General features: G+C 71.0%; 17 protein-coding genes and 1 riboswitch. Of the genes, 9 read left to right on the top strand and 8 right to left on the bottom strand.

The window, feature by feature from the left end:
- Window positions 1-77 precede the first annotated feature (77 nt).
- Window positions 78-2,006, bottom strand: coding sequence for a translational GTPase TypA (gene typA / locus AB0878_RS14195; protein WP_366579784.1), 1,929 nt, complete (start codon window positions 2,004-2,006; stop codon window positions 78-80).
- Between the two features lie 231 nt (window positions 2,007-2,237).
- On the opposite strand from typA, the gene AB0878_RS14200 reads away from it, so the two are divergent.
- Entirely contained in the window at window positions 2,238-2,405 is a 168-nt protein-coding gene (locus AB0878_RS14200; protein WP_220247896.1) for a hypothetical protein, read from the top strand.
- A gap of 124 nt (window positions 2,406-2,529) precedes the next feature.
- Here AB0878_RS14200 and AB0878_RS14205 read toward each other — a convergent pair whose 3' ends face one another.
- Window positions 2,530-2,829 (bottom strand): YciI family protein, encoded by a 300-nt coding sequence (locus AB0878_RS14205; protein ID WP_285972606.1) that lies wholly within the window; start codon window positions 2,827-2,829, stop codon window positions 2,530-2,532.
- 207 nt (window positions 2,830-3,036) lie between these two features.
- Here AB0878_RS14205 and trpS point away from each other — a divergent pair, with 207 nt between their 5' ends.
- Window positions 3,037-4,002, top strand: coding sequence for a tryptophan--tRNA ligase (gene trpS / locus AB0878_RS14210; protein ID WP_366579787.1), 966 nt, complete (start codon window positions 3,037-3,039; stop codon window positions 4,000-4,002).
- A 61-nt stretch (window positions 4,003-4,063) separates the two neighbouring features.
- Here the strand turns inward: trpS and AB0878_RS14215 are convergent, their stop codons facing one another.
- From AB0878_RS14215 to AB0878_RS14225, 3 genes are read right to left on the bottom strand one after another with little or no spacing between them, the layout of a single operon-like run.
- Entirely contained in the window at window positions 4,064-4,456 is a 393-nt protein-coding gene (locus AB0878_RS14215) for a (deoxy)nucleoside triphosphate pyrophosphohydrolase (protein ID WP_366579789.1), read from the bottom strand.
- A 23-nt stretch (window positions 4,457-4,479) separates the two neighbouring features.
- Window positions 4,480-5,811 carry an ATP-binding protein gene (locus tag AB0878_RS14220; protein ID WP_366579791.1) on the bottom strand — a complete coding sequence of 444 codons (1,332 nt, stop codon included), beginning with the start codon at window positions 5,809-5,811 and terminating at the stop codon, window positions 4,480-4,482.
- Window positions 5,808-6,518 (bottom strand): response regulator transcription factor, encoded by a 711-nt coding sequence (locus AB0878_RS14225; RefSeq protein WP_366579793.1) that lies wholly within the window; start codon window positions 6,516-6,518, stop codon window positions 5,808-5,810. The genes AB0878_RS14220 and AB0878_RS14225 overlap by 4 nt, the downstream gene beginning before the upstream one ends.
- Window positions 6,519-6,663: 145 nt before the next feature.
- On the opposite strand from AB0878_RS14225, the gene AB0878_RS14230 reads away from it, so the two are divergent.
- The 3 genes from AB0878_RS14230 (at window position 6,664) to AB0878_RS14240 (ending at window position 9,716) form a co-directional block, all read left to right on the top strand.
- The gene (locus AB0878_RS14230) at window positions 6,664-7,767 is read left to right on the top strand and encodes a sigma-E factor regulatory protein RseB domain-containing protein (protein ID WP_366579795.1); all 1,104 of its coding nucleotides are present in this window, start codon (window positions 6,664-6,666) and stop codon (window positions 7,765-7,767) included.
- Complete coding sequence (locus AB0878_RS14235) at window positions 7,764-8,765, top strand: ABC transporter ATP-binding protein (RefSeq protein ID WP_366579797.1); 1,002 nt, start codon at window positions 7,764-7,766, stop codon at window positions 8,763-8,765. The genes AB0878_RS14230 and AB0878_RS14235 overlap by 4 nt, the downstream gene beginning before the upstream one ends.
- A gap of 72 nt (window positions 8,766-8,837) precedes the next feature.
- Entirely contained in the window at window positions 8,838-9,716 is an 879-nt protein-coding gene (locus AB0878_RS14240; RefSeq protein ID WP_366579799.1) for an ABC transporter permease subunit, read from the top strand.
- Window positions 9,717-9,723: 7 nt separating this feature from the next.
- Here the strand turns inward: AB0878_RS14240 and AB0878_RS14245 are convergent, their stop codons facing one another.
- Genes AB0878_RS14245 through AB0878_RS14255 form a run of 3 tightly spaced genes read right to left on the bottom strand, consistent with a single transcriptional unit; the run spans window position 9,724 to window position 13,439 of the window.
- On the bottom strand, window positions 9,724-10,764 hold the full coding sequence (locus tag AB0878_RS14245) for an ABC transporter ATP-binding protein (protein WP_366579801.1): 1,041 nt from the start codon (window positions 10,762-10,764) through the stop codon (window positions 9,724-9,726).
- The gene (locus tag AB0878_RS14250; RefSeq protein WP_366579803.1) at window positions 10,765-12,405 is read right to left on the bottom strand and encodes an iron ABC transporter permease; all 1,641 of its coding nucleotides are present in this window, start codon (window positions 12,403-12,405) and stop codon (window positions 10,765-10,767) included. It abuts the gene before it with no gap.
- On the bottom strand, window positions 12,381-13,439 hold the full coding sequence (locus AB0878_RS14255) for a thiamine ABC transporter substrate-binding protein (protein WP_366579805.1): 1,059 nt from the start codon (window positions 13,437-13,439) through the stop codon (window positions 12,381-12,383). The genes AB0878_RS14250 and AB0878_RS14255 overlap by 25 nt, the downstream gene beginning before the upstream one ends.
- Before the next feature lie 17 nt (window positions 13,440-13,456).
- Window positions 13,457-13,572: riboswitch (TPP riboswitch) on the bottom strand.
- A 33-nt stretch (window positions 13,573-13,605) separates the two neighbouring features.
- On the opposite strand from AB0878_RS14255, the gene AB0878_RS14260 reads away from it, so the two are divergent.
- The 4 genes from AB0878_RS14260 to AB0878_RS14275 all read left to right on the top strand — a co-directional run bounded on the left by AB0878_RS14260 (window position 13,606) and on the right by AB0878_RS14275 (window position 16,698).
- Window positions 13,606-13,884: a 4a-hydroxytetrahydrobiopterin dehydratase gene (locus AB0878_RS14260; RefSeq protein ID WP_366579807.1), complete on the top strand. Its 279-nt coding sequence runs from the start codon at window positions 13,606-13,608 to the stop codon at window positions 13,882-13,884.
- A gap of 587 nt (window positions 13,885-14,471) precedes the next feature.
- Complete coding sequence (locus AB0878_RS14265) at window positions 14,472-14,789, top strand: hypothetical protein (RefSeq protein WP_366579809.1); 318 nt, start codon at window positions 14,472-14,474, stop codon at window positions 14,787-14,789.
- The gene (locus AB0878_RS14270) at window positions 14,786-16,027 is read left to right on the top strand and encodes a putative T7SS-secreted protein (RefSeq protein WP_366579811.1); all 1,242 of its coding nucleotides are present in this window, start codon (window positions 14,786-14,788) and stop codon (window positions 16,025-16,027) included. The genes AB0878_RS14265 and AB0878_RS14270 overlap by 4 nt, the downstream gene beginning before the upstream one ends.
- Window positions 16,028-16,029: 2 nt before the next feature.
- On the top strand, window positions 16,030-16,698 hold the full coding sequence (locus AB0878_RS14275; protein ID WP_366579813.1) for a hypothetical protein: 669 nt from the start codon (window positions 16,030-16,032) through the stop codon (window positions 16,696-16,698).
- Window positions 16,699-16,711: the final 13 nt, after the last annotated feature.

Consider the following 16,711-nt stretch of genomic DNA (forward strand, 5'->3'; position numbering starts at 1 on the left):
CGGCGCGCGACCCGCCCGTGAGACGCCGAAGGGCGCCCCACCCCGATGAGGGGAGAGGCGCCCTTCGAGAAGAACCGTCAGCCGTTCTCGCGGCTCTTGGCGCGCGAGCGCTCCTTGGCCCGGGTGTTGATGTCCAGCGTGACCTTGCGGACGCGGACGACCTCCGGCGCGACCTCCACGCACTCGTCGACGGAGCAGAACTCCAGCGCCTCTTCCAGGCCCATCTTGCGCGGGCGGGCCAGCGTCTCCATCACGTCGGCGGAGGACTGACGCATGTTGGTCAGCTTCTTCTCCTTGGTGATGTTGATGTCGAGGTCCTCGAAGCGCGGGTTCTCGCCCACGACCATGCCCTCGTACACCTCGGCGCCCGGCTCGACGAAGAAGGTGCCGCGGTCGGCCAGCTGGATCATCGCGTACGCGGTGACCGGACCGGTGCGGTCGGCGACCAACGAGCCGCTGTGGCGGGTGCGGATCTCGCCCGCCCACGGGAAGTAGCCCTCGAACACGTGGTTCGCGATGCCGGTGCCGCGGGTCTCGGTGAGGAAGTCGGTGCGGAAGCTGATCAGGCCGCGCGACGGGAGCACGTACTCCAGCTTGATCCGGCCGGTGCCGTTGCCGCTCATGTCCTCCATGCGGCCCTTGCGCGCCGCGAGCAGCTGCGTGATCGCGCCGAGGTGCTCCTCCGGCGAGTCGATGTACAGGCGCTCGAACGGCTCGTGCAGCTTGCCGTCGATCGTGCGCAGCACCACCTGCGGCTTGCCGACGGTCAGCTCGAAGCCTTCGCGGCGCATCTGCTCGACGAGGATGGCCAGCGCCAGCTCGCCACGGCCCTGGACCTCCCAGGTGTCGGGGCGTTCGGTGGGCAGCACGCGGATCGAGACGTTGCCGATCAGCTCCTGGTCCAGCCGCGCCTTCACCAGGCGCGCGGTGACCTTGTCGCCGCCGTTGCGCCCCGCCAGCGGCGAGGTGTTCACGCCGATGGTCATCGAGATCGCGGGCTCGTCGACGGTGATCCGGGGCAGGGCCACCGGGTTGTCGGCGTCGGCCAGCGTGTCGCCGATCGTGATGTCCGGGATACCGGCGATGGCGACCAGCTCACCGGCGCTCGCCTCCGTCGCGGGCACGCGGGTGAGCGCCTCGGTGACGAGCAGCTCGGAGATGCGCACGTTCTGCACCGTGCCGTCCTCGCGCATCCAGGCCACGGTCTGGCCCTTGCGCAGCTTGCCGGCGTGGATGCGGATCAGCGCGATGCGGCCGAGGAAGTTCGACGCGTCGAGGTTCGTGACCAGCGCCTGCAGCGGCGCGTCGAGGTCCGCGGCGGGCGGCGGGACGTGGCGCAGCAGCGTGTCGAACAGCGGGTCGAGGTTCTCGCTGTCGGGGATCTCGCCGTCGGCGGGCTGCTCCAGGCTTGCCTTGCCGGCGCGCGCGGAGGCGTAGACCACGGGCAGGTCGAGGATCGCGTCGTGGTCGGCGTCCTCGATGTCACTGGCCAGCTCGAGCAGCAGGTCGTGGGTCTCCTCGACGACCTCGGAGATGCGGGCGTCCGGGCGGTCGGTCTTGTTCACGACCAGGATCACCGGCAGGCCGGCCTCGAGGGTCTTGCGGAGCACGAAGCGGGTCTGCGGCAGCGGGCCCTCGCTCGCGTCGACGAGCAGCACCACGCCGTCGACCATCGCCAGGCCGCGCTCGACCTCGCCGCCGAAGTCGGCGTGGCCCGGGGTGTCGATCACGTTGATCGTGACCTGGCCGTCGGGCGTCTGGCGGTGGATGGAGGTGTTCTTCGCGAGGATGGTGATGCCCTTTTCGCGCTCGAGCTCACCGGAGTCCATGACGCGGTCGACGAGCTCGGCGCGTTCGGCGAAGGCGCCGGACTGCCGGAGCATGGCGTCGACCAGGGTCGTCTTGCCATGGTCGACGTGTGCGACGATGGCGACGTTGCGCAGGTCGGGCCGGGTCTTGCCGGACGCGCGGCCGGTTTCGACTGCGGTGGCGCTGGCTGCGGGCACGCGAAGACTCCTGAACTTCAAAGGCGGGTGGGTGGCCGCGTCGCGGGCGGAGCGGTGGCCTCCACCAGAACGGCTTCGCCACCTCAACCGGCATCGTGACCGGCTTTGGCCACACGCGGACTTCATAAGGATACCTGTTGCCGAAGTGTGAGGACCGCCACGCCCCATGATCGGTTAGGCTCACCTAACCTGAACCATCAGGAACTGCCGCCGAGGACGTGGGAGCCCACCGTGGGCAAAAAGGACAAGAAGCAGCCGGACACCCCCGCCGGGGTCGTCCGCAAGCTGATGAAGGCCGGCAAGGTGAAGAAGAAGTGCTGCCGGTCGTCCTCTCGGTGCAAGAAATGCCCGGTGCTCGCTCTGAAGAAGGCGAAAACGGACCTCGCGAAGGCGGCTTGAGCGCTTTCCCGTACCGCTCCCGACGGCAACAGTTCCGAGAGGTTTCACCGGCCGTTCCCGGCCCGGGTTCGCCCCGCGCGCCCGGTTCAGCGTGACCGAAGTCTCGCGCCGCCGGACGCCCTGATCAGTGCGCCACGGCCTCGTTGACCAGGCGCAATTCGGGTGCCGTCTTCGTCGGTGAGAACTCGATCACCTGGTACTGGGCCAGGTGCTGAGTCGCGAACGGGTCGGTGGCCAGGATGGCGTCGAGCTTCCCGCGCGCCATCGGGCGCGTGATGATCACGCCGCCCGTGCGCGGGTTCTGGCGGCCCGAGGCCAGGAAGTGACCGTGGTCGTACTGCTTGCCGAGCCACTCGGCGTGGTCCGGCAGCGCCAGGTCGATCTCCTCGATGGGCGCGGTGTAGGTGAGCAAGACGACGAACATGTCTCGACGGTAAACCCGGTTCCGCGCGTAAGCACCCGCAAGTGTTCTAAGGTGTTCACCATGTTCGCGCACAGCACCCAGTGGTGGCCGCCCTCCGGCGGCCCCGTTGCTCTGCGCTGAACTCCAGCGAAGGCCGCCCCGGTGGGCGGCCTTCTCGCTTGTCAGGCGGGTCTCCTCCCGGGGCACACACCCAGGAGAGGAACCCCAGTGGTCCAGTTATCCGGCATCACCCCGTCCGGCCACGTGCACCTCGGCAACCACCTAGGCGCGTTGCGCCGCTTCGCGTCCGACAGCGAGCCCGACGACCTGTTTTTCGTCTCCGACCTGCACGCGATGACCACCGCGCACAACCCCGCGAAGCTGCGCGCCCTCGCCACGGAGCAGCTGGCCGTGATGGTGGCGACGGGCGTCGACCCCGAGCGCGTGTTCGTGCAGTCGGACATCGCGAAGGAGCTGGGCGCGCTGACCTGGATCCTCGAGTGCACCTGCTCCTACGGCGAGGCCGCGCGCATGATCCAGTTCAAGGAGAAGGCGAAGGGCCAGGCCGGGGTGCGGCTGAGCCTGCTCACCTACCCCGTGCTGATGGCCGCGGACATCCTGCTGCAGGGCGCGTCCGACGTGCCGGTCGGCGAGGACCAGAGCCAGCACGTGGAACTCGCCCGGACGCTGGCCAGGCGGTTCAACTCGACCTACGGCGAGGTGTTCACCGTGCCGCGGGCCGTGCTGCCGCCCACCGGCGCGCGGGTGAAGGACCTGGCCGAGCCGACGCGCAAGATGTCCAAGTCGGCGCACGACGCCGCGGGCGTGGTCTTCGTGCTCGACGAGCCCGACCACGTGCGCCGCAAGATCCGACGCGCGCGCACCGACGGCGGGTCCGTGCCCGCGTACGCCCCGGAGAGCCGGCCGGGCATCGCGAACCTGCTGGACATCCTCGCCGCCTGCACCGGCCGCGATCCGAACCGGCTGGCGGACGAGTACCCGTCGTACGGCGTGCTCAAGGACGCCGTCGCCGACGCCGTGATCGAGGAGCTGCGCCCGGTGCGCGAACGCACGATGGCCCTGCTCGCCGACACCGCGGAGCTCGAACGCGTCCGCAAGGCGGGTGCCGTCCGCGCCGCCGAACGCGGTGACCACCGGCTGTCCTCGGCGCTGCGCCTGATCGGCGCCGGCTGAAGAGCACGGGCGGGTTTTCCTTGACGCACAAGGGAAACCCGCCCCCTGCCGCAGGTGAACGTCAGCTGATCAGCAATGCGCGCAACGCCGGGATCAGGCCGCGATCCGCCGGCAGCCAGTCGACGTCGTCGAGCTCGTCCGGCCCGACCCAGCGCAAGGCCGTGTGCTCCACGGCCCGAGGTTCGTCGCCCGGGGAGATCAGCGCGGCGGAGTACACGCGCAGCACCTTCCCGCCCGGCAACGGCACCTCTTCCCCGACGCGCCCGCCCACCGTGACGGCGACGTCGAGCTCTTCCTGGCACTCGCGGGCCAGCGCGTACGAGTCGGTCTCGCCCTCTTCGACGCGCCCGCCCGGCAGCTCCCACTGTCCCGCGTGGTGCGGCGGCCACGCCCGCTGCTGGGTGAGCAACTTCCCGTCGCGCACCAGCGCCGCTCCGACGATGACCCCGTCCATCGGCCCAGTGTCCCGCACGGCGTTCACCCGGTTGCCGCGGCCCGATCCGCGCGCCACCTGACCTCGAAGCGCGCACCCCCGTCCGGCGACTCCCCCACGCGCACCCGCCCGCCCCGCCGGCGCACGGCTTCGGCGACCATCGCCAGGCCCAGGCCGGTTCCGCCGGACGAGCGGGCGCGGTCGTCGGCCACGCGGTAGAAGCGGTCGAACACCTTGGCGCGGTGCTCGGGCGCGATGCCGGGGCCGTCGTCGTCCACCACCACGCGGACGTCCGAGCGCGAGGCGAGCACCGACACCACGATCTGACCGGTGGCGTAGCGGCAGGCGTTGCGCAGGAGGTTGTCGAGCACCAGCTCCACCTCCGAGTGCGTCGCGAGCGCCCACGCCTGCGCCACGGCGGCGCTCACCCGCGCCTCGGGCGCGCCCGCCGGCAGCCGGTGCACGGCCGCGCGCACCTCCGTGACCAGCTCCACCGGCTCGGCGGGCGGCACCTCGCCGGCGTCGGACCGGGCGAGCGACAGCAGACCGTCGAGCAGCGCCGACAGCCGTTCGGCCTCGGCGAGGATGTCCGTGAGCGTCTCCTGCGCCAGCTCCGGATCCGGGTTCGTCACGGCCACCTCGGCCTGCACCCGGATCGACGCGACGGGCGAACGCAACTCGTGCGCCGCGTCGCCGGTGAAGCGCCGAAGCCGGCTGCTCACCTCTTCCTGCCGGGCGAGCAGCGCGTTGAACTCCTCGGCCAGCGCCCGCAGCTCGTCGTGCGACGTGGGCAGCGGCAGCCGCGAGCTGGGCGGCAACGAGCGCACCAGGCCCCGCATCCGGGCGACCGGCCGCAGCGCGAAGCGCACCACCAGCCACGTCGCGAGCCCCGCCACCACCGCGCCGACCAAAGCGACGATGACCAGCCACAACCCGCCGGCGTGCACGGCCGCGGCGAATCCGACGAGGCCCGCGCCCGCGACGACGAGCCGCTGGCTGCCGTCCGGCGTGCTCACGACCTGGCCCCGCCAGCGGTCTCCGTCCGTCTGCACCGGCACGCCCGCCTTGAGCTGCCCGATCGCGTCGCCGCTCAACGGCGGGCGCGGCCGGCCGTCGACCGGCGCTCCCGAGATGTCCAGCACCCGTACCGAGACCGGGTCCGCGTCCGCCGGCGGCCGGCCCGCCGAGACCGAGGCCGACGCGGGTCCGAGCGCCGTCGTCAGCTCGTGGTCGACGGAGTCGACGAGCAGCGAGTCGAGCCGGCCGGCAGCGAGCGTGGCGAGGCCGAGCAGGCAGGCGAGCGTGATCGTGGTGGCCAGCACCGTGATCCGCACCTGAAGCGACCGGCCCCGCCACCAGGACGGCGAGCCGATCACATGACCTCGTCCAGCTGTGCGTCGGACGCGAGGTAGCCGTGGCCGCGGACGGTCCGCAGCAGCGCGCCGGCGCCCACCGCGTCGAGCTTGCGCCGCACGTAACCGACGTAGACCTCCACGAGGTTGCGCGTCACGGCCTGCTCCTCGCCCCAGACCGCGCGCAGGAGCTCGTCCTTCGTGACGACCGTGCCGGCGCGGCTCACGAGCACCTCCAGCAGCCCGAACTCGCGCGGCGACAACGGCACCTCGGCACCGTCCCAGCGCACCTGCCGCAACGCGCGGTCCACCTCCAGCGAGCCCAGGCGCAGCGTGCCGCGCGAAGCGTCGGGCCCGGCGCGCCGCAGCACCGCGCGCACCTGCGCGACCAGTACGACGAAGGAAAACGGCTTCACGAGGTAACCGTCGGCGCCGAGGTCGAGCCCGTCGGCCTGGTCGACCTCGCCGTCCTTGGCGGAGACGAGCAGGACCGGCGTCGTCACGTTCTCCGCGCGCAGCTGCTGCAGCACGCGGTAACCGGACAGGCCGGGCAGCATGATGTCGAGCAGGATCACGTCGAACGCGCCGGTGCGCGCCAGCCGCAGCCCGGACGGCCCGTCGGCCGCCGTGACCACGTCCATGTCCTCCGCGCGCAGGCCGCGTTGCAGCGCCTTGAGCACGCCCGGCTCGTCGTCGACCACCAGCACCCGAGGTTTCACGAGGTTCATCATGGCCGGTTTGCGCAGGTCGTGCGCGAGCTCTCAGCGCGATCTCAGCCGCGGAGGCCGAGCATTCAGGGGTATCTCAGCCTCGAGAGGGAAGCGTCGGTTCCGGGAGCCGAGCACACTGGGGCTCGGAAACACAGGGAGAGACGACATGGATCCGAAGAAGAAGGCCATCACCGCGGCCGTCGTCGGCACCGCTCTGGGGGTCGGGGGGCTCGTGGTGGTCGCGATGCCGGCTTCGGCCGGCGACGCGCCGAAGCTGCCGCAGATCAGCGCCGAGGACCTGGTGCAGTCGGTCATGACGGCCAACCCCGGTCCGTTCGACGGCACCGTGAGTGTGAGCAACGACCTCGGCCTGCCCGCCATGGGCGCGGCCGCCGGCGCGGTCCCGGGGATGAGCGCGCTGAACATCGACTCCGCGCACGTGTTCAGCGACGGCGCCGGCAAGGCCAAGATCTCGCTGACCAACGGCGCCTCGCAGGAGACGATCGTCCGCGACGGCACGACGGTGTGGGATTACCACTCCAGCAACAACTCGGCCACGAAGACGACCATCCCGGCCGACGTGGCGACGAAGCACGACATGGGTGCCGGCGAGATGGCCGACCCGGCCACGGCGACCAAGGAACTGCTGGCCAAGGTGCGCGAGAACAGCACCGTCTCCGTGGACGGCACGGCGAACGTCGCCGACCGCCCGGCCTACGAGCTGGTCTTCACCCCGAAGCCGACCGAACGCACGCTGCTGCGCGAAATCCGCGTGGCCGTGGACTCGCAGACGCGCATGCCGCTGCGGCTTTCCGTGCTGAGCAACGGAACCACCGCGCCGGCGTTGCAGGTGGCGTTCACCGACGTGAAGTTCGCGCCGCAGTCGGCCGACCTGTTCGCCTTCACGCCCCCGCAGGGCGCCAAGGTGACGGAGAAGACCGCGAAGGTCGACGACCAGACCAAGGCGATGGCCCACGAGGCCAAGCAGGACACCAAGCTCGTCGGTGACGGCTGGGACACCGTCATCACGGGCAAGGTGCCGGCCGACGCGCTGTCCGGCAAGAAGCCGGCCGGTGCCTCCGGGGCCGAGGGCCGCAACGTCGACCCGCAGCAGCTGCTCAGCCGCTTCGCCAAGCGCGTGAACGGCACCTGGGGCAGCGGCTACCTGTTCACCACCAAGGTCGGCGGCGCGGTGCTGACCGACGACGGGCGGTTCGCCGCCGGTGCGGTGCCGGAGCAGGTGCTGTACGAAGCGCTGGGCCAGAAGTGACCGAGACCGAAGTGGTCGTGACCGGGGCGGGCATCTCCCAGGAGGTGTCCGCCCCGGCGGTCCCGCTCGCGGCGCGCACGCGCGGGCTGCGCAAGGTCTACCGCGGCACGGTCGCCGTGGACCACGTCGACCTCGACGTGCCCGAAGGCGCCGTGCTCGGGATGCTCGGGCCCAACGGCTCGGGCAAGACGACCACGATCCGCATGCTGCTGGGCCTCGTGCGGCCCACCGAGGGTGAGGTCGAGCTGCTCGGCCGGCCGATGCCCGACGGCGCGCCGCACGCGCTGCCCGACGTCGGCGCGCTCGTGGAAGGCCCGGGCTTCCACCCGTTCCTCTCCGGGCGCGACAACCTGCTGCGCTTCGCGGCCGCCGAGCCGCGGCTGGCGTCGGGAGCGATCCCCGCGGCCGTGGACGGAGCGCTGGAACGCGTGGGCCTCACCGTCGCCGCGCGCCGCCGGTACAAGGGCTACTCGCTCGGCATGAAGCAACGGCTGGGCCTGGCCGCGGCGCTGCTCGTGCCGCGGCGGATGGTGATCCTCGACGAGCCGACCAACGGCCTCGACCCCGCCGGCACGCGCGAGATCCGCCGGATCATCGCCGAGCTGCACGCCGACGGCTGCACCGTGCTCGTGTCTTCGCACCTGCTCGCCGAGGTCGAAGCGACGTGCACCCACGTCGCCGTGCTGCAGTCGGGCACGGTCGTGGCGCAGGGCGAGCTGGCGGAGCTGCTGGAGTCGGGCAACGCGGCGCTGCTCGTGCGGACACCCGACGCGGAACACGCGGTGGAAGTGTTGCGGGAGAACCGGATCGGGGCCCGGCTCACGCCCGACGGCGTCCGCGCGGACCTCACCGCCACGCCCGCGCCGCGGGTCCTGCAGGTGCTCGTGGGCGCCGGTGTCGAGGTGCACGAGGCGACTCGCGCGCGAACCGGGCTGGAGGACCTGTTCGCCCGGCTCACCGAAGGTGCGAACGGCTCGGAATCCGAGGGGGAAGCATGACCACCGCCGACGTACTCATTCCCGCGGAGGCGGCATGAACACCGCCGACGTACTCACTCCCGCGGAGGCGGCATGACTACCGCGACGCTCACGGCACCCGTGAGCCGCACGGGCCACGACACGGTGCCGCTGCCGCGGCTGGTCGCGGCCGAGCTGCGCTGGATCTTCCGCCGCCCGCGCACGCTGGCCGTGCTCGCGCTGCTGGCCCTGGTGCCGATCGTGATCGGCATCGGCCTCACGCTGGTCGGCGACAGCGGTCCCGACGGCGGCCCGGCCGACGGCGACGCGGCGCTGCTCGCGTCGGCCGTGAACAACGCGCTGGTGCTGCCCATCGCCGCGCTGACGATGACGCTGGCCCTGCTGCTTCCGCTGGCCTCGGCCATGGCCGGCGCCGACGCGCTCGCGGGCGAGGCCGCCCACGGCACGTTGCGCGCGTGGCTCGTCGCTCCCGTCAGCCGTGGCCGGCTGCTGGTGGTGAAGGCCATCGGCGTGGCGGTGGTGTGCGTGGTCGCGGTGCTGGCCATGTGCGTCACGGGCGTGGTGACCGGGCTGATCATCAACGGCACCGGATCGCTGTTCACGCTGTCGGGCACCACGCTGTCGCTCGGCGCGGCGCTGGGCCGGATCCTGCTGGTGGCGGGCTGGATCGTGCTGCAGCTGTGGGCCGTCGGCGCGGTCGCGCTGGCTGTGTCGAGCTGGACGGAACACCCGATGCTCGTGGTCGCCTCCGTGTTGGCCGGCGACATCGTGTTCACGATCCTGGGGTTCCTGACCTCGCTCGACTGGCTGCACCCGTTCCTGCTCACGCGCAACTGGGCCGAGGCCCCGACGGAGATCCTGCAGGACCCGATCGGCGGCTCGATGCTCAGCGAGGGCGCGCTGCGGGCGGCTTGTTACATCGTGGTCGGCCTGTCCCTGGCTTACGGGCGGCTCGCCACGCGCGACGGCTGACGGGGGTTCAGCCGACGACGGCGATCCCGTCCGGGTCGAGTTCGAGCCGGACGGGATCGCCGGCACGCAGGTCCGCCGTCACGGGGGCGACGGCGTCGACGGTGTCCTTATCGGAAGGGCCGTTTTCGAAATAGTCCTTTTCGGACAGTCGCACGACCAGCCGGAGGTGCTCCCGCCGGTGCACCGCGGCCGTCACCTCGCCGGTCACGCCGGTTTCGGCCACGCGCAAGGCATGCGGCCTGAGCCCCAGACGCACCGGACCGTCTTCGAGCTCCGGGAGCGCGACGTCACCGAGACCGGTGTGCACCACGCCGCCCGCGGCCACCCCGTCGACGAACGACGTGGCGCCGAGGAACTTCGCGACGTCGTCGTCCGCCGGGTTGCGCCACACCGACCGCACGGCGCCTTCCTGCCGGATCTCGCCGGCGTCGAGGACGGCCACGCGGTCGGCGAGCGTGAACGCCTCTTCCTGATCGTGGGTGACCAGCAGGGCGGTGATCTTGCTGCGCCGCAACAGGTCCGCGAGATCGATGGCGAGCTGCTCGCGCAGCCCCGCGTCGAGGCCGGACAGCGGTTCGTCGAGCAGCAGCAGCCGCGGTTCGGGCGCGAGGGCGCGAGCCAGGGCCACGCGCTGCGCCTGGCCGCCCGACAGCTCGGTGACGCGCCGGCGTCCGAACCCCTTGAGCCCCACCAGTTCCAGCAGCTCTTCGACGCGGGCCCGGTGTTTCGTCTTGGGGATCCCGTGCATGCGCAGGCCGAACGCGATGTTCGCGGCGACGTCGCGGTGCGGGAAGAGCTGGCCGTCCTGGAAGACCAGCCCGAATCCGCGCCGGTGCACGGGCACGGTGGCGAGGTCGGTGCCGTCCCAGCTCACCGAGCCCGACGTCATGGGCTCGAGGCCGGTGATGGCACGCAGCAGCGTCGACTTGCCCGAGCCGGACGGGCCGAGCAGGGCGAGCACCTCGCCGTCGGCGATGTCGAGGCGCGCGTCGCGGACCGCCGCGAACGAGCCGTAGTGGACCGTGAGGTCCCGCACCGTGAGCGCCATTCAGAACTCCCCCACCGTGCCGTGCCCGCGAACGGAGCCGAAGCGGTCGATCAGCGCGACGGCCGCGACCGTCACGACCATGAGCAGCGCGCACGCGGCGTACGCCATCTGGTTGTTGAGCTCGCCCGGGCGCGAGATGAGCGTCGCGACGGCGACGGGCAGCGTCGGCGCGTCGGGGCGGGCGAGGAAGCTCGTGGCGCCGAACTCGCCGAGCGCCACCACGAAACCGAACCCGGCGGCCGCGACGAGCGAGCGCGCGGTGAGCGGCAGGTCGATCTCGCGCCACACGCGGGCCGGGCTCGCGCCGAGCGTCGCCGCGGCCTGGCGCAGCCGCACGTCGACGGCGCGCAGCACCGGCAGGATCATCCGCACGACCAGCGGGATGATCACCAGCGCCTGCGCGAGCGGCACGAGCAGCGGCGACGTGCGCAGGTCGCCGGGCAGCGCGTCGAGCGTCACGAGGTAGCCGAAGCCGACCGTCACGGCGGAGACGCCCAGCGGCAGCATCAGGGCGGCGTCCATCGTCTCGCCCATGCCGCGGGCGAGGCGGCCGGGTGCGCGCCGCAGGGCGACGAGCACGACGCTGGCCAGGACGCCGACGGCCATGGCGAGCAGCGTCGCGTCGGTGGCGGCGGCGAGCGAGTTCTGGGCGGCGACCCAGCCGGAGACCTGCAGCGCGTCGTCCGTGCCGGTGCTCGCGAGTGCGCGGAAGCCGGCGAGGCTCCAGCCGTCCGGTGTGGACACCGACTCCAGCAGCAGCGCGACGATCGGCGTCATCAGCAGGGCGATCACGACCGTGGCCGCGCCGACCGTCCACCATTCGCCTTTTCTCGGCCGCCGGGGCGTGGCCTGCTTGAGTTTCACGGCGTTCTCACGGCGGCGCCGGGCGATCGCGCCCAGCGCGAGGGCGGCGAGGACGGCGGCGAACTGGATGAGCGACAGCGCGGCCGCTCCGGAGAGGTCGAGCAGGTCGACCGTGCGCAGGTAGATCTCGGTCTCGAGCGTGCGGTAGCGGCCGCCGCCGAGGATGAGCACCACGCCGAAACTGGTGGCGCAGAAGAGAAAGACGACCGCCGCGGCCGACGCGACGGCCGGGCCGAGCGCGGGCAGCGTCACCGTGCGGAAGGCCCGCCACGGCGAGGCGCCCAGCGCGCGGGCGGCTTCGGTCGCACGCGGGTCGAGGTGGCTCCACAGCCCGGCGACGGTCCGGGCGACCACGGCGACGTTGAAAAACGCGTTGGCCAGCACCAGCGGCAGCACACCGCCGTCGGGCCACAGCGCGCGGAACGCGAGCCCGACGACCACCGTGGGCAGCACGAACGGCACCAGCACCAGCGTGCGCGCCAGCCCGACACCCGGCAGCTTCACGCGCGCGAGCACGTAGGCCACCGGCAGCCCCGCGACCACGGCGACGACTGTCGACGCGGCGGCGCTGACCAGCGTGAACGCGGCGAGCTGCCACGTCTGCGCGTCGGCCAGGACCGTGTCCACGCCGCCGGCCGAGAAGCCGCGGCCGAGGATCGCGACGACCGGCCACGCGAAGAACACGACCAGGAACGCGACGGGCAGCAGGCCGAGCAGCGCCAGGCCCGCCGTGCGCGCGGTCTGCGCCGGCGTTACGCGCCCATGAGCGAGCGCCATTCACCGATCCACTTCTCACGGCCGGCCTGGATCTGGTCGGCGGGCAGAGTCGCGGGGTCCTGGGGCAGCGGCGCGGCCGCGGCCCAGCCGGCGGGCAGGTCGACGCCCTCGCGGGCCGGGTAGACGTACATGTTGGCCGCGACCGTCGTCTGGAACTGCTGCGACAGCAGGAAGTCGACCACCTTCTGGGCCTGCGGCACCTGCTTGGTGCCGGCGAGGACGCCGGCGTACTCGATCTGGCGGAAGCACGTGTCGAGCAGCGCCTTGGTGCGCGGCTTGCCGTCGTCGCCGATCTCGGCGGCCGGCGAGGACGCATACGAGACCACGATCGGGCGCGGGCCCTTGCCCGAGGAGCCGGAGAAGTCCTTGGTGTAGGCCTCTTCCCAGCCGCTGTCGACCTTGACGCCGTTGGCCTTGAGCTTGGCCCAGTAGTCGTGCCAGCCCTGCTCGCCGTACTTCGCCACGGTGCCCAGCAGGAACGCCAGCCCGGGCGACGCCGTAGCGGGGCTCTCGGCGACGGTGAGGTCCTTGTACTTCGGGTCGGCGAGGTCGTCGTAGGTCTTGGGTTCGGGCAGGTGCTTGCTCGCGAAGTAGGCGGGGTCGATGTTGACGCAGACGTCGCCGACGTCCACGGCGCTCAGGCGGTGCTGCGGATCCGCGGAGTACCGCTGCGGCCCGCGGTCGGCCTCGGGGCTCGTGTACGCCTGGAACACGCCCTCGCCCAGCGCGCGCGAGGCGAACGTGTTGTCGACGCCGAACGCCACGTCGCCGATCGGGTTGGCCTTGGTGAGCACCAGTTTGTTGGTGAGCTCCCCCGCGTCGCCCGATTTGAGGATCTTGAGCTTGATCCCGGACTGCCGCTGGAACGCGTCCAGCACGTCCTGCGGCGCGACGAACGAGTCGTGCGTGACGAGCGTGACCGTCGGGGTCTGCTGGGCGTCGCCGCCCGAGCTGCCGCCGGACAGCGAGCACGCGCTCGCCAGCGCCGTGACCGTGGCCAGGCCCAGCACCGTGCGTGCGGTCCGCGGAATCATCTGCCCTCCTTGCGCCGATGCGGGGAGAGCAGCCCTCCCTGCGCCGGCATGATCCGGAATCAGGTGCGAACGGTCGCGGGTCTCGGGCACCCGCCTCTCAGCCCGGCTGCACCGGACTCCCGTGGCAACCGTGCAGCGTAGCCCAAACGGGTTCACCATTGGACACATGGCGCAACTACTGAGCGACTCCGAGATCTCATCGGCCCTGGCCACCGTCCCCGACTGGCGCCGTTCCGGCGACTCCATCACCCGTACGGTCGACCTCCCGTCCTTCCCGGACGCCGTGACCTTCGTGGTCCGCGTCGGCTACCTCGCCGAAGCCGCCGACCACCACCCGGACATCGACATCCGCTGGCGCACCGTGACGCTAACCCTCTCCACCCACTCCGCCGGCGGCCTCACCTCGAAGGACTTCGCCCTCGCGGCCCAGATCGACTCCCTGTGATCTGCCCGACCCCGGCGACACCTCCCGCGGGCTGACACGTCCCCTCTTCGTACGGACTTCCACGGAGGGGACTTTCATGACCCAGGCGATCATCGTCGGCACCACCGCGTTCACCCTGATGGTGGCCTCCGCCGCCGCGGTCCTGTGGCGCACTTTCCGCGCCCATCGTGATCTCGACCACAGGCCGTAACACCACCCTTGATCAGCGCGCTATCCCAGCGGAATCCGCCCACCCCGCCCCGCTAGGACCCGCGATGAACAACTCGCCCACTGCCCTCTCCGCCACCCAGCGCGCCTGGATCACGCTGTTCGCGACGTCGTTCACGCTGGCGGCTTTGGTGGTGCTCGGCCTGCTGGGCTGAGCGCTTCTTTTCACTCTCCGAAGCACGCGGCGCCCGACGAACATCGGGCCGCCTCGAAGAGGTACTCCGCCCCCCGATTTCGTGAATTCGGTCCGCACCTTCACCAGACCCGGCGAATCAGCACCCGAAACGCCCAGTTTTGGCTAAGGTGGTTCTTTCGTCGGCTCCTGACGCCCGCCGACGAGGCAGGACTGGACATTGCGAAGCCCGAGGGGGGACCTCGACATGCCCGACTTCACCGTCGACATCGGCGGTTTGCAGGCGCTCGGCAAGAATCTCGACCACGTCGGCGAGAACATCGAGCAGGCCACCAAACGCATGGAGGACATCGGCCCCGATTCGATCGGGCCGGACGACCTCGACGAAGCGTGTGCCGACTTCACCTCGGACTGGTCCGGCGGGCTGAAGAAGATCAAGGAAGCCGTCACCGGCATCAAGGGAGGCCTCGACAACGCGGTCCAGGGTTATGCCGAACTTGAAGAAAGCCTCAAGAGCTCACTCCAGCGCATGGCCGCCAAGGTCGAAGAGGCGACCGCCGGATGAGCGACGCCGACTACCCGGCTCTCCGGTTCGACCCGGCGCGCGGCAATGTCAGCACAGTTCGTGAACTGGCCCGGCAGATCAAGGACACCGCCACCTACACGGACGAAGCCTACAACGTGCTGAAATCCATCCAGGACAAGAAAGACGTCTGGACCGGCGACGCCGCCGAAGCGTTCGCCGGCAAGCTCGACCAGCTACCCGAATACCTCGACAAGGGCCAGAAATCGCTGACGCTGGCGGGCAAAGCCCTTGCCGATTGGTCCGACCGGCTCGACGCGCACCAGCAGAAAGCAAAGCAGCTGGAGGAGGAGTGCCGGAAAGCTCTCGGGGACGCCGAGGCGAAGAACTCCGCAGCCGAGTCCGCCCGCGACCTTGCTCTGCAACAGCCTGACAACGCCACGATGCACAACGAGGCGGCGGACAAGATCAGCGCGGCGAACTCCGCTTGGGCCAGGGTGGACGATCTCCGCAGGCAGGCCGAAGACGTACGCGATGCCTGGGAAGACGACGCGGACACCTGCGCGGACGCGCTCAAAGACGCCGCGGAGGAGGCTCCCAAGGAGTCGTTCTGGGATTCGCTCGGCGGCATGTTCGACGACATCGGTGGATGGTTCAAGGACCACCTCGGCGATATCGGGGACATCGCCGGCATCGTGTCCGCCGTGGCGGGTGCGTTGGCGTTCATCCCCGTCCTGACCCCGATCTGCGGTCCGATCGCGCTTGGTGCCGGCGCCGTCGCGCTGGCCGCACACGGCGCGGACATGGCGGTCAACGAGAAGTACGACGACCCGAACGCGTGGGTCTCACTCGGCGGGGACGTCGTCGGGCTGATCCCCGGCATCGGCGCGGTGTCAAAGGGATTCAACGCCGCTGGTGACGCCGTCGCCGGCGTCGACCGCCTGGTCGACGTCACCAGGGCAGGTGGCGCGCTGAGCACTGCGAGCGACGCCGCGGTGGCGGGCGGACGCGCGTTCGCCGACGAAATGCCGCGAGTGATCAGCGAGATGAAGGACCCGAGCCGGGCCGCACAATGGCTGGCGGACAAGGCGATGGGCACCGGTGCGCTCACCGACCCCGCGCTGACGCAGAACGTCGCGAAGGCGTTCGAAGGCGGAACCAACGTCGCCTTGCAAGTACCGTCGGCAGCGGGCCTGTTCGACACGCACGACGCCACGACCGACGCCAAGAACGCAGCCGGCTGGGGCGGTTTGGCCACCGGCATCCTGACCGCGAGGTGAGCATGGGAATCTCGGACCTGCTCAATCCCGGACGCACCGAGGCACAGCTGGCCTTCAAGGTGCCGGAACAGTTGCACGAGATCGACCTGACGGAGAATCCGGAGATCAGGATTCGGCGAACGTACGACCGGCTCCGTGCATCGTTGCACGGGCTCACCGAGCGGCAGGCACTGCATCTCGCCTACAGCCAGGAATACCTGATCGCCGAGCTGAACGACCACGGTGGCGTCTACTTCGGACTGTGCTGTGCCCGGTCCGAGACCGACCCCCACCGGATCGTCACCGCTCAGTTTTCGGTCACCGTCCACGCTGCGGACCTGCACGCGGAACGTCCGCTCGCCGGCGCGGCGGGAGGTCTGCGCGCGCCCGGTTCTCCACGCGAAGTGGTCCTGGAGCGGTTCCCCGCGGGTGACGGGCTGATCGTCGCCGAGGAGCTGATCGTGACAGTGCCGTTCGGTCCGCTCGGCGAACCGGGTCCTGCCGAGCACCGGGTCCGACAGGCACAGGTCAGTTTCGCGTGCCCCGAGCGCCGCCGGATTGCCACGTTCGGTCTGTCCAGTGAGAGTCTCGAGGACTGGCCGTACCTGATGGTGATCCTCAATGGGATCGTGAACAGCGTTTCGTTCACCGATCAACCGACCAGATCGATCACCGCGACACTGGATGCGTGAACCCAAGATGACG

The sequence above is a fragment of the Amycolatopsis sp. NPDC047767 genome (assembly GCF_040704195.1).
Classification (GTDB): domain Bacteria; phylum Actinomycetota; class Actinomycetes; order Mycobacteriales; family Pseudonocardiaceae; genus Amycolatopsis.

Coding starts and splice junctions, on each gene's coding strand:
- AB0878_RS14225 (WP_366579793.1), bottom strand. CDS start 6,518: ATGATGAACCTCGTGAAACCTCGGGTGCTGGTGGTCGACGACGAGCCG.
- AB0878_RS14205 (WP_285972606.1), bottom strand. CDS start 2,829: ATGTTCGTCGTCTTGCTCACCTACACCGCGCCCATCGAGGAGATCGAC.
- AB0878_RS14245 (WP_366579801.1), bottom strand. CDS start 10,764: ATGGCGCTCACGGTGCGGGACCTCACGGTCCACTACGGCTCGTTCGCG.
- AB0878_RS14215 (WP_366579789.1), bottom strand. CDS start 4,456: ATGGACGGGGTCATCGTCGGAGCGGCGCTGGTGCGCGACGGGAAGTTG.
- AB0878_RS14270 (WP_366579811.1), top strand. CDS start 14,786: ATGAGCGACGCCGACTACCCGGCTCTCCGGTTCGACCCGGCGCGCGGC.
- AB0878_RS14260 (WP_366579807.1), top strand. CDS start 13,606: ATGGCGCAACTACTGAGCGACTCCGAGATCTCATCGGCCCTGGCCACC.
- AB0878_RS14275 (WP_366579813.1), top strand. CDS start 16,030: ATGGGAATCTCGGACCTGCTCAATCCCGGACGCACCGAGGCACAGCTG.
- AB0878_RS14250 (WP_366579803.1), bottom strand. CDS start 12,405: ATGGCGCTCGCTCATGGGCGCGTAACGCCGGCGCAGACCGCGCGCACG.
- AB0878_RS14230 (WP_366579795.1), top strand. CDS start 6,664: ATGGATCCGAAGAAGAAGGCCATCACCGCGGCCGTCGTCGGCACCGCT.
- AB0878_RS14265 (WP_366579809.1), top strand. CDS start 14,472: ATGCCCGACTTCACCGTCGACATCGGCGGTTTGCAGGCGCTCGGCAAG.
- AB0878_RS14240 (WP_366579799.1), top strand. CDS start 8,838: ATGACTACCGCGACGCTCACGGCACCCGTGAGCCGCACGGGCCACGAC.
- AB0878_RS14255 (WP_366579805.1), bottom strand. CDS start 13,439: ATGATTCCGCGGACCGCACGCACGGTGCTGGGCCTGGCCACGGTCACG.